Annotated in this window: 11 protein-coding genes; 7 read left to right on the plus strand and 4 right to left on the minus strand. The window is 40.6% G+C overall.

The features are described from left to right. Positions 1 to 226: hypothetical protein (locus J3998_RS08630; RefSeq protein ID WP_208150154.1), on the plus strand; the 226-nt coding region annotated here is incomplete at its 5' end. Between the two features lie 16 nt (positions 227 to 242). On the opposite strand, the gene J3998_RS08635 is transcribed toward J3998_RS08630, so the two are convergent. Genes J3998_RS08635 through J3998_RS08645 form a run of 3 tightly spaced genes read right to left on the minus strand, consistent with a single transcriptional unit; the run spans position 243 to position 6,129 of the window. Beyond that, positions 243 to 3,995: a YhdP family phospholipid transporter gene (locus J3998_RS08635; RefSeq protein WP_208150156.1), complete on the minus strand. Its 3,753-nt coding sequence runs from the start codon at positions 3,993 to 3,995 to the stop codon at positions 243 to 245. A gap of 21 nt (positions 3,996 to 4,016) precedes the next feature. Continuing rightward, entirely contained in the window at positions 4,017 to 5,486 is a 1,470-nt protein-coding gene (gene rng / locus J3998_RS08640) for a ribonuclease G (RefSeq protein WP_208150158.1), read from the minus strand. Between the two features lie 55 nt (positions 5,487 to 5,541). Beyond that, positions 5,542 to 6,129, minus strand: a complete 588-nt coding sequence (locus tag J3998_RS08645; RefSeq protein ID WP_208150160.1) for a Maf family protein — start codon at positions 6,127 to 6,129, stop codon at positions 5,542 to 5,544. A gap of 161 nt (positions 6,130 to 6,290) precedes the next feature. On the opposite strand from J3998_RS08645, the gene J3998_RS08650 reads away from it, so the two are divergent. The 6 genes from J3998_RS08650 (at position 6,291) to J3998_RS08675 (ending at position 11,714) form a co-directional block, all read left to right on the plus strand. Then, entirely contained in the window at positions 6,291 to 6,713 is a 423-nt protein-coding gene (locus tag J3998_RS08650) for a hypothetical protein (protein WP_208150162.1), read from the plus strand. An 11-nt stretch (positions 6,714 to 6,724) separates the two neighbouring features. Then, entirely contained in the window at positions 6,725 to 7,618 is an 894-nt protein-coding gene (locus J3998_RS08655; RefSeq protein WP_208150171.1) for a lysylphosphatidylglycerol synthase domain-containing protein, read from the plus strand. A 116-nt stretch (positions 7,619 to 7,734) separates the two neighbouring features. Then, positions 7,735 to 8,697 (plus strand): glycosyltransferase family 2 protein, encoded by a 963-nt coding sequence (locus J3998_RS08660; protein ID WP_208150173.1) that lies wholly within the window; start codon positions 7,735 to 7,737, stop codon positions 8,695 to 8,697. Between the two features lie 8 nt (positions 8,698 to 8,705). Further along, complete coding sequence (locus J3998_RS08665; protein WP_208150176.1) at positions 8,706 to 9,962, plus strand: O-antigen ligase family protein; 1,257 nt, start codon at positions 8,706 to 8,708, stop codon at positions 9,960 to 9,962. A 9-nt stretch (positions 9,963 to 9,971) separates the two neighbouring features. Then, on the plus strand, positions 9,972 to 10,637 hold the full coding sequence (locus J3998_RS08670) for a DUF1919 domain-containing protein (RefSeq protein ID WP_208150178.1): 666 nt from the start codon (positions 9,972 to 9,974) through the stop codon (positions 10,635 to 10,637). After that, complete coding sequence (locus J3998_RS08675) at positions 10,638 to 11,714, plus strand: glycosyltransferase family protein (protein WP_208150179.1); 1,077 nt, start codon at positions 10,638 to 10,640, stop codon at positions 11,712 to 11,714. A gap of 26 nt (positions 11,715 to 11,740) precedes the next feature. Here J3998_RS08675 and J3998_RS08680 read toward each other — a convergent pair whose 3' ends face one another. Continuing rightward, positions 11,741 to 12,664 carry a glycosyltransferase gene (locus J3998_RS08680; protein WP_208150182.1) on the minus strand — a complete coding sequence of 308 codons (924 nt, stop codon included), beginning with the start codon at positions 12,662 to 12,664 and terminating at the stop codon, positions 11,741 to 11,743. Positions 12,665 to 12,722: the final 58 nt, after the last annotated feature.

Here is a 12,722-nt window from a genome sequence, read left to right on the forward strand (position 1 = left end):
ACAGGTGCGTATTCTAGGCATTTACAAAAACTTCGCAACCCTTTTTTTCACTTTTTTCGCAAAAATAACAAAAAAATTCAAAAACAGTGCCAACCTGTCCCTTATACCCACAAACTCACACCTTATCCACAGGGTTTTCCACAAAACCAACCCATACGACCCCCTCACTCACACATTCCCTAACCCAGAAATGCAAAAAGCCGCTTTCTTAATAGCGGCTTTTTAATTTAAACAGGAATACTTTACTCGACAGCTTGGGGTACCAGTTCTATTTTGGGTTCTTTCCATGGACCATCAATCTTATATCGGTAAGTAATCAGATTTTCATTTATATCCGGTAATACTTTCATTACGGTATAAACGGCTAAAGCAGCAATCGGATTTGCAACACCGGCCAAAGCAGCAATCGTCGGCAAAGAAGACCCAACTGAAGGAGTCACATTAGCCTTCAGAGCAAATTCTTCTTTTTGCATATCAATAAGTCCCAACATCGCCACTTTCACTGCCGGAGCATCTAAATCTAAATTAACCAACTGAAGCTTACTATTATTGAGAATAGCTTTACCCTTAATATCATCATATATAAGCCCTTCATTCGTCACATCATCCAAATTCAATTTTAAGCGACGCGCTAATGAATCGACACTTAATAAGCCTAGCAATCGAGCAACGCCAGGCTCAACATCCTCGACAACACCTTCGTCCAATTTGAAATTAAGCCGTCCAAACAGACCATTTAAAGTAAAACATTCAAAACCGCCAAACCATGCAATTTCCGCATGAATGTCCGCCTGCTTAGAAGTCACCCCCTTACTGACACCTAAGTATTTCATCAATTGCTGTAATTTTTTCGAGCTCACATCAATTTCGGCAGCACTCAGATTTCGATTCTGATCATAACGGTAATTTGCCGTGACTACACCCGCCCCTTGACTAAATTGTGCCGATACATCTTCGGTAGCATAGCCATATTCATTGGGCTCTAAACTGAAACGCACTAACTCAAAAGGATAGCTATCAAATTGCACATTTCTCGCCAGAACATTCACTTCAGGGTATTTAGCTTCACGCTTATTAACCGCACAGATTAATTGATCATGAGCTTCCCCAGATTTATCAGACTTTAAAACGGCACGTTCAATTTGCACATTAAGCGCACCTTTCTCAGGAATAAATACACTTCCTTCCAATTCATTACTCTTTACCGACACTTTCAGATTCGATTCCAGCCGCTCAAGCTCAACTCGAGCATTAGTAAAAGATTGATTCTTGTAATTCAGGTTATCAATATTCAGATAACTATTGTGCCAGTCAATATTAGAAAACGGGTTTTTGCCCTCTTCACTCGCTAAGCTATTCCACCACTGTAACCACGCTGCTGCACTTAACTGACCGAGATCACCGTGAATATATGAACCAGAGTCACTCAATTTTGTTTTTGCCGAAACCTGTTTACCGACATAACCTTTTACACTAATGAATTTATCTTGCTCACTGCTGTAAACGACGTCAACTTTAGCAACATCAGGTTGAGATAAACTAACAGACAAACTCTCGCCGATCTGACCCGAAATACTCAAAGGCTTGTTTAAATCTTGAACCGAAAACGGATAAGGCAATAGACTCTGTGCCTGTTGAACTTGTGCGCGTCCAGAGAAAGTCGTCACTAATTGATGCTTTTTAGTCGGGACAGAAAAAGTAAGTTGAAAAGGAAGCGGCTTGGCAAAATACTCTCTGCTTAAATCATGCTCACTTCCTTGCACGGTAAAGTTCATCTGTGCTTTTTTCAGGTCGGTAGCAATATCTAGCACAGCAGGGTTGTCAAAAAGCAACGCTTTAACCTTATTAGCCTTCAAGGTCTTTTCCGTGAAGGATAAGTCACCATCTACCTTAGAAATTTCTGGCACCCCATCTAAAGCAACCTTTGCATCTTGTAGTCGAACGCTTCCAACAACGGTTTCTTCTTTACCTTTAAAACCACTTATCGGAATCCACACATCAGCAAGCGTCACTTTTGCATGCCCTGCATAAGCTTCATTTTGATGCATGTATTTATCTAGACCGACTTTTTTCGGCAACGGAGTTTGCGCAAGATAAGCCACGGCCTGCGGAACAGATGCCATCACACTGGCCTGAACATTCAGGGCAATATCTTTTTTCGATAGATCCGAAAACTTGACCCGCGCTTTTGCCGGCGCACTAACGCCCTGTAGATTAAGTTTTTCGCTATCAAAACTTAATTCGCAGTTTCGATATTCAAAATCAATGTCACTAGGCTCAATCTTTGGCCATGACTTATCAAACTTCAAGCTCGCTTTATCAACCGAGCCAACTACCGACAAACCACTTAACCAATTCGAATTATTTTCAGCTAAGGAGCCTTTAAAACTCACCTTGAAATTAGGATTTTCTCCTGCGACGTTACTGTTAACCAACCAACGATTCAGCCCTTCGCCAAACATCCCATAAGGCAAATAAGCCAACACATCTTTCACCTTGCGTGCCTTGATATCGGCAAAAATGGATAGGCTTTCAGCCGAAACATCAAATGACTCCAGAGAAACTCTGAAACGATCCACCGAAAAATCCACCGGATCGATACTGAACCTCTGATCAGAGTAATTCAGAACAACCGTTTTCGGTAAACTGACTTTTACTGGTAGAGGATGAACCTTCGGCTCCAGAACCCAAATAGGCTCATCCGCTTCAAGTAATAAAATATCACCCTGCTTAACTAAGGATAAATTTTGGGTTGCCACCCCCGGATAATCGGTTAAAGGAATTCCAAGACGAGCAAAACGCGTACGTAAATTCGGTATCTCTAATGTCTGCCAATTTAATCTAAAGACGAAATCGGTCACATCCAGTTCAACCGCTTGATTCAGCAACTCTGCCAGATAGTCATTTTCAACAAACACCCTTAACATATCTTTAAAAGGCGAAATATCAAAACGATCCGCCAAAAGCTCTAACTCCTGCTGCGGATACAAACGTAACTGCACCGGTGAAAGCGTTTTAACGAATTGATTATCCAATTGCACATTAACTAATTCAAAGTTGGCAATAGTGTTATCTAAATTTGCATCTAAACGCGGATTCCAACGTAGCTCAATGCCAACACTGTTCGGTAAAACTTCATCATCTTCTTGCCACTGCAACGCTTGGGCATTAATTTTTGCAACCGAGTCCGCTAGCTCGGCATCTTGAAAACTTGTGTGCCAATCCAGCAACAGTTCACCGGCAGGAAGGATCTCCGCCCACTTAACCGGCAATAACTCAGCTAGACGATTTACTTGTAGCGGCTCATAAGAAACCAAATTAATCGAACCAAAATCCAAGCCGCCCCAAGAATTGGTTGAGAGGTTAATCCTTAGATTGAAACGCTCAAAATCCAAAACATCGTGATAGCGCACACCAAATTCGGTAATCAAGTTGATTTGGCTCGCTTTAATTAAATCGAGATTATCGACCTGAACCGCTGTATCCGGCCCCATAAAGTCATTAACGACCAAACCATCTATGGTAATTTTTTGCCAACAGCGGCGGGTAAAGTTTTGCGAACGCAGAAAATCAACAACGTCTCGGTAAGCGCTATTGAGCTGTGAAAGGTTAGAAAGTGACTCATTTGTTTCTTTGTCACTGAAGGATTCTTTGACTCTCAAGCTAACTTGTTGCGCATTCAGCTGCTCACCAAAACTGATAACCGGAATCATTGGCGCAAAGATATTAATATCGCCGGACAGTTCTTCCGCCTGCAACTGAATATAGGGGTTATCGACTTCTAGACCGGACAGTTCAAACTTCGCGCCCAGCCAAGTTTGCTCAAGCTCAATCGCGCTGACCTTAAACTGCCAACCGCTAAGATCGCTTAAGAATTGTAAAGATTGTTGCGGGTAGGATTGCAAGCCGACAATCGCCAAGCGCATCAACAATAGATAGGCAATAAAAATCCCCAGAAGAATTTCTAGGAATAGATGTGTGCGCTTAATTAACATTCACACCCCGCATAGAGATGGTTACATCATAACGACATCGTATTGCTCAGCAGCATAGGCACTCTCGGCTTGAAAGCGGATACTTTTATCCAAAAATGCCTCCAGCTCAGCAACACTATTCGACTCTTCATCCATAATACGCGAAACCACCGCCTCAGCGGCAATGACTCGATATTGTTTAGCTTCAAAAGAACGAGCCATACGCGTGATTTCACGGAAAATTTCATAAGAAACCGTTTCCGCAGTTTTGACCGAACCACGCCCATTACAAACCGGGCAAGGCTCACACAAAGTACGTTCCAAACTCTCACGAGTACGTTTACGCGTCATCTCTACTAAGCCAAGACTGGAGATGCTACTAATCGTGGTTTTCACGCGATCTCGACTCAGCTCTTTTTCAAGTGTCGTCAAAACGTGTTTTTGATGGTTCTTATCTTCCATATCAATGAAATCAAGAATAATAATACCACCCAAATTACGTAACCGCAGTTGACGCGCAATCGCTTGGGTTGCTTCGAGATTGGTACGATAGATGGTTTCTTCCAGATTACGATGCCCGACGAAAGCGCCGGTATTGACATCAATCGTGGTCATCGCTTCGGTCTGATCAATAATCAGATAACCGCCGGACTTAAGATTAACGCGCTTATGTAAAGCCGCTTGAATCTCTTCCTCAATATTGTACAAATCGAAAATCGGGCGCTCGCCTTGATACAAACCAAGACGATCACTTAACTCCATCACGTAGGTATCGACAAAGCATTGCATTTTTTTGTGCGTCTCGCTGGAATCAACGCGGATTTTTTCAATACGTTCGATCGGAATATCACGCAAGATACGCAAATACAAAGGTAAGTCTTCATACAATAACGTCGGCTTACGAGTACTACGGGTTTTTTCTTGAATGCCAGACCATAAACGTTGCAAATAAATCATATCGGCGCGCATTTCATGAAAATCCACGCCTTCCGCGACAGTACGAACAATAAAACCGCCTTCGGAATTTTCATACTCAGGAATCTGCTTGACCATTTCGCGCAAACGTTCGCGCTCGGTATTGGAATCGATTTTCTGAGAAACGCCTAGCGTCTTCTCGGTTGGCATATAAACCAGCATACGTGACGGAATGGTGACCTGCATGGTCACGCGCGCGCCCTTGGTGCCAAGCGGGTCTTTTACCACCTGCACCATAATTTTTTGTCCGGCATGCAATAACTTAGCAATATCGTCGCATTCTTCATCATCCGAACCCACTGACTTATGGCACACATCAGATACATGCAGGAAAGCAGCGCGTTCTAAACCGATATTAACAAACGCCGCCTGCATTCCCGGAAGAACTCGGTCGACCTTGCCCATATAAATATTACCGACCAAACCACGCTTACTGGAACGCTCGACCCAAACCTCTTGCAAAACCCCGTTTTCCACCCATGCAACACGGGTCTCATTCGGGGTCACGTTAACTAGAATTTTTTCTTCGTTATGCATGCAATTAGCCTTTATTCAGAGTCATGCGGCAAATACTATTCTCTGACAATTATGATTAAAATCTTAAGTGAAACCCGTTTTGCTTTAAAAGCTGGCTCAGTTCATACAGCGGCAATCCCATAACGCCACTGTAGCTACCATTGATATTTTTGACCCATCTGGCAGCCTGCCCTTGAATCGCATAAGCACCGGCTTTGTCCATCGGCTCACCACTAGCGACATACGCAGTAATTTCGTCTTCCTCAATTTCGGCAAAATTGACTTCAGTAATATTAACTGAAGATTGCACCTTACCTTGATGCCAGACCGCAATAGACGAATATACCTGATGGCCTCGACCAGACAATTGACTTAGCATGGATTTAGCATGATTGGCATCGTTAGGTTTCCCCAGAATTTCGCCATCTAAAACCAAAGAGGTATCGCCGGCAATAATCCAATCATCGTCATTTACATCAATCTTGATGGCAGCGGCTTCTGCTTTGTGCTCCGCCATGCGCACAAGATAAGCTAGCGGTGCCTCATTGGCTTGCGGCGTTTCATCAATTTCAGCCAAAACAACGGTAAACTCAATGCCGAGTTGCTCCAGCAATTCGTGACGGCGCGGCGACGATGAAGCCAAATAAACAGCACTGTTCTGCATGCAAGAAGTCAACTCACAGGTTTATGGTAGTGGAAAACGGTTTTGCTGCTCATTCTACAGTGAGATTAGGTAAAATGGGCAAATTCACCAAGAAGATTGGTCTAAACCAAAAACCGCCTGCAACCCCGCAGCCGAAGGTCTAATTAAATAAAGAGAAAATTATGGATAAAGTCGTCACAGACCACAGCCCTGAAAATTTAACTGCACTGTTCCCTGGAACACAAGTGGTAGCGGAACTGCCATTTTTCAGCATTTTGGCAAAAGAAACCCGCGTACCGTGGTTGATTTTTATCCCTAAATACCCGCTTGAAAACATTAACTCAACGCTACTGCTTTACGGGCAAATTCATCGCTTAGTAGAAGAACTAAGAGAAACCAATGGCATGGGGCATTACAACTTAGCCAAAATTGGCAATAAAAACGAATGGCTACACCTACATTTAGTGTTCCGCAGCGAACACGACGAAGCTTGGCCTGATCCGGTTTGGTGTCGTGAACCATTAGAAGAAAACAAAGGCGCCGCAACCGGCTTAAGCAAAATGGTTAAGAGCGCACTACAACAGACTAGCGCTTCGGCAATGTAAATCGCAAATCAATGCCACATCTAAAATGGATTATTTCGAGCAGCCTTCTGCTCGCACTTGCCGCGTTAGTCGAATACTTTATCGGCTGGCATACCGTGTTTGCACCTTGGCAAACGCTACCAACCGCTCAAGTCGCAATGGCCACAGCTTTACTCTTTATAACCTATGCAGTCCGTGCCGGACGCCTAATACATTACTTTCAGTTAACTCAAACTCGGCAGATGCTTGGTTGCGCACGACTGATGTTACTGCACAATTTCTGGAACAACCTACTACCAATGCGTTCCGGCGAAGCTAGTTTTCCTATTTTAATGAAAAGTCAGTTTCAGATTGGTTTGGAAAAATCCCTGCCGGCTCTTTTGTGGTTCCGCATCCTAGATCTGCATACATTGCTACTTATTGCTCTGATTGCGCTCGCCAGCCTCTGGCTTAACACCTTACAAATACTGGCTGTAAGCACTGTATGGCTAGCGATACCCTTTATGCTTTATGCCTTACAAAAACCTTTACTTAAATTATTCTCGGCCGACCACAAACTCAACAATATAGCTCGTAAAATCATTGCCGGCCTTCCACAAAACCTATCGCAATTCGGCTGGAGCTGGCTGTGGACAATCGTTAACTGGACAATCAAATTACTGGTTCTTGCTTGGATTTTAAGCTGGTTTATCGACATCGACTATAACCTGGCGATTCTTGGTAGCGTAGGCGGCGAGTTAAGTAGCGTACTGCCTATTCACGGCATTGGTGGTTTCGGAACTTATGAAGCCGGAGTTTGGCTAGCATTGAGCCAACTCGAATTAACCGAAAACTCGGTCGTTAGCGCGGCGATAAATCTACATCTACTATTGCTTTCGAGCAGCATCCTTAGTGCCATATTTGCCAAACTACTCCCCAAAAACTAGTCGCCGCAATCCTTATGAGCAAAACTTAATAAGGATTGCGCTATAATTCGAGCACAATCATTCTAAGTGCTATTGAAAGTTAAAAAGCACCGCTTACAGACAGTCAGGTAAAACTCATGCAAAGCTATCATCTCTCTATTGTCATCCCAATGTATAACGAGCAAGAAAACGTCGAGCCAATGGTTTCCACGGTTTTTTCCGCACTCGAAAATTATGAACAGCCTTGGGAGCTGATTGTCGTAAACGATGGCAGTAGCGACCAGACCGCGGAATTTTTAACGACGCAAGCCGAACAATTTGGCGAGGCACTTAAAGTCATTAACCTGCAAAGAAACTACGGTCAGACCGCCGCAATGCAGGCCGGAATTGACGCAGCAAGCGGCGAAGTTATCGCCACCTTAGACGGCGATTTGCAAAACGACCCGAAAGATATTCCTCGCATGGTTGAGCGCCTAGTTAACGAAGATTTAGATTTGGTTGCCGGCTGGCGAAAAGACCGCAAAGATGATTTGGTACTTCGTAAAATCCCATCACGCATTGCTAACCGACTGATTGGCAAAATGACCGGCGTCACCCTAAACGACTATGGTTGTAGCTTAAAAATTTACCGTGCCAGCATTCTGAAAAGCATCACCCTTTATGGCGAAATGCACCGCTTTATTCCGGCCTGGATGGCAACCGAAACCCTACCGTCACGCATCAAAGAAGAAGTCGTTACTCACCACGCCCGCCAATTTGGCGAATCGAAATATGGCATTAGCCGAACCTTCCGCGTGATTATCGACTTATTGTTTGTCTTCTTCTTTATGAAATTCCGCGCTCGTCCATCACACTTCTTCGGACAAATAGGACTAGGATTTGGGGCTTTAGGAAGCCTAGGGCTAGCATACTTAGGCGTGATTAAACTGCTTGGCGAAGACATTGGAACCAGACCACTACTCATCATCAGCGTACTGTTAATGGTCATGTCCGTGCAATTCTTACTCAGCGGAATACTCGCCGAGATGATTTCGAGAACCTACTACTCAGCTTCAGATAGAAAGCCTTATAGTATTCGCAATAAGAAAAATTTGAGCTAATTCATGCTATGCACCTCAACTATTCTCAATCAAAGTTAAGAAGAATTTCAAAAACAACAGCTGAGTTGTTAATAATACCAGCATTCTTTTTTTTACCAATTCAGGCAGCACCAGTTAACACTTTACTGGTTCTCGCCATGCTCTTCTGGACTTTGTCAGGCAATTTATCACAGCAGTTAACTCAAGCCTTAAAGCATCCACTAAGTAAAGCATTTGTATTTTTTGCCTTTACTGCTTTTATCTCTTTGATCTGGACTGATAACTTAGAACAAGGGTTACACTTTTCGGAAAAATACCTTCCGTATTTATTTTTTCCAGTCATTCTTTTATTAATTAATACTAAATTTCAAACACACTACCTTGCCGCATTTTTTCTAGGTATTGCACTTTCTGAAATTCTTTCTTATTCAATGTGGCTAGGAATAACGGACATGGGGAAAGCCCCAAACGACCCAAACTTGTGGGATCACACCGCCTTTATTGGCCACGTCCTCTACAGTCCAATTGTTGCTTTTGCTGCGTACATGATGTTAAGCAGATTAATACTCGGGTGGAAGGAATTAAAAACGTGGCAGCGAATTAGCTTAGTACTTTTTTCCACGACAATAATCATTAATCTATTCTTTACACATGGTAGAACGGGGATGGTTGCTTTATTAGGACTCTTATTTGTAGTGTTTTTACTCAGATTTCCAAAAGCAAAATTCAAAGCAATCACGCTAAGCCTAGCTTTAACAACCGTAATTCCACTTATTGCATACAGTACACTAGACGATTTCAAACAACGTGTAGATATCGGAAAAGATGACATTACTCATCTATTTGAAAATAACAATGCAGAAACAAGTCTTGGCCATAGGCTAATCAGCTGGTATGCCAGTATTGAGATAATTAAAGAAAATCCCGTTTTGGGTGTTGGAATCGGGGACTTTGCAAAAGAGTACGAAAAAATAATGAGCACTCAAAATGTAAAATATTGGTCTACGAGCAATCCCCATAATCAGTACTTATTTACTTTTACTACAAGCGGAATCATTGGATTATTATCATTAGTTGGAATTTATCTAACTATTGGATACCTAACTTACCAAGACTATAAAACAACTCCAAAAAATGAACTCAATCCTATTAAAGTTGGCTTACTTATTTTATTTTTAATTATCCCACTTGCCGAAAGCTATTTATGGCGTTCCAACACATCTTTATTACTAATCTTATTTTCTGCTTTTCTATTTAAAAAGCATTTTAATGAGAATAAAATTTAAGCATTTTTTATGAGAAAACAACTCCTCAACTTGATAAGCCAAAATAGAGAACGAAAATATTTAAACAATATAAACTTCATCATAATTTCTAACAATTGCTGGGGGTTTAGTTTATACAAAACATTAAAAAGAGAATACAACACACCTTTCATTGGGCTTTACCTTTACCCTGATTGCTATCTAAAGTACCTTGAAAACTTTGACTACTATTCCAGTAAACCAATTAGCTTTAAAGAAAACTCCAAATATTTCTCCGAAGAAGTTTCTTATCCAATAGGATGTATTGACAATGACATTGAAATTCACTTCTTACATTATGACTCTAAAGAAGATGCCTATGATAAGTGGAATCGAAGATTAGCCAGAATGAAAAATGATATAAGAAATAAAACTCCCATTTTTCTTAAGTTTTGTGACAGCGAAAAAGCGACTCTTAGTCATTTAGCTAGATTCCATAATTTACCTTTTGAAAATAAACTATCTATTGGTCTAACCAAATACAATTCAAAGTGCCATTTTTATACACCCAAGTTACAACAAGCCAACTCTAATGAAATTATCAATGGGCTCGCATTATTTAGAAAACGATACCATTACTTTGACATAACAACATGGATAATTGATAAAGATTGTCGAAAAACTCTGTTTTCCAAACTTGTATCACTTATAAAATAAATGAAGAACTGCCAAAAAAATAAAACACCCATTAAAGTTTTATTAATCCCTTCTTCGGGTGAAAAGGGAAGTGGTGAAACGCTAAATGCAATACAAATTATTAATTTTCTTAGTGAAAGAGTTGAAAATATCTCATTCCATATTGCTCTACACAAGAACTCTCCGTTTATAAAAAACTTTGATTGTGATGTTATTCTGACAGAAAAAACGCCAACTGACAGCGACGAAATACTTATACCAGAAACACGAAAGATCAAACCCAACTTCAGCTTTTTTATTGGCGCGGGGAGTTCAAAACTATTCAGAGCTTCTAAAAAAACAGGATCATTTAATATATTTATTAGCTATTCAAAAGAGATGAGAGCAAGAGGCCTTAAATTAAATAGGATTATGAATATAGATTTTCATTTGGTTGATCAATATGAATCTTCATTACCAAAACTAAGATTATCAGAAAGAATCAAGTGTTTATTTTTTAATAAAAGTAAACCTCATTATCTTGGACCAATATTTCAAACCTGCAGTCTAATCAAAAAAAATAATACTTTAAAAAAATACAACCTCACGGCAGGAAATTACATCCTTGTGAGTTTGGGTTCTGGCGGAGACAAAAACCAGAACAACCAATACTACAATGAAATTATTCACGAAAATTTATGTAAATTAAAAGAAAAAAATCAAATCAAAGTTTTACATATATTTGGAAAAGCATTCCCATTAAAAATACCCGAAGGAAATAATGATCATATATGTATCGACTTCATGACTCCAAATGAATTCATTTGTCTTTTAGAATCTGCAAAGTTCGCAATAATAAACGGTGGAGGGACTCTTTCTCAAGCGATATCTCTTAACACCCCAACATTATCATGTGCAATAACTCCAGACCAACCAGATAGAGTTAACGCATTCGAAAATATGGGGCTAACAAAAAGCTTTATTCCAGAAGGTGACTTTACTGATGTGATATTAAGCTTTAATACCAAAAATATAAAAGAAAACTTACAGCGATCAAAAAACTTGAACTCTTTAGAACAGATTTTCAGAATCATTTCATTTAAAAACAAATCTCTTTAGGACACAAACAGCCTCTTTACAAGCTTCTAATCAACCAAGTTAGCCTTTTTATGTAAAGCACCAAAAACAGAAAACGGAGCACGCAATAGCCAAAACAAAAATATTGCATACCAGTCTGGTTTAAGCCAAAGCTTAGAGTAACAAGCCATTAACTTTTCAAAAGAATATATTGGGCGGTTTAATTTAGCTGCCTCTCTAGCAGCCACTAACTGTTGCTTAGCAACATACTTCGCGGGAAAAGGCTTCAACAACTCTTCCCTAAGAGCCAACACATCAAGCTTCGCCTTACGATTAGGGTTAGTCGCCATTAATCCGGTTTCTTGATATTCTTTGATTTGAATATTTTTATCTAAGGCAAAAAAATTAGGCGTTTTTTGCGCGATTGCCAAAAACCAAACCCACTCTTCAGCATTTTTATATAGCCTCGTAAAACGATTGCTTGATACAGCTCCTAATGAAATAAAATGCGCTACATCTCGTTTGACCGTTCTGCCTAAAAAATAATCATCCAAATAATTTAATTCACCATAACGTTTCAATTTTGAGATTTTTTCACCTCTTGTATCTATCGCATTACCAATCCACCATTGCACTTGAGGATTTTTCTGGATTTTTTCAGCCATATTAGAAAAAGCTCTAGGAACCATATAATCATCATCATCCAACAAGGTGACAAAGCCACTGTCATTTTCTGCCATAATCATATCAAGAGCTTGATTCCGAGCTGCATTAGCCCCTTGATTATTTGGCAGGTGGTAAACAGTAATCTTGCCAGATAATGTTTGCAGGTGCTCCAATACGTCTTTAGTCGGTTTATCAGATCCATCATCAACGATATAAAGATGCCAATTAGCGTAATCTTGTTCAATCAATGAATTAACTGAGCGCACAATTAATTTTCCGCGATTATACGAAGGCATGACCACCAAAAATTTAGGGGATGAACTCACAACCATTCCTCATTTTTTAAAGTTTATTTTTCGCACAAAAAGCATCGAACTCTATATT

The organism is Thiomicrorhabdus marina (assembly GCF_017571465.1).
In the GTDB taxonomy this organism is placed as follows: Bacteria; Pseudomonadota; Gammaproteobacteria; order Thiomicrospirales; family Thiomicrospiraceae; genus Thiomicrorhabdus; species Thiomicrorhabdus marina.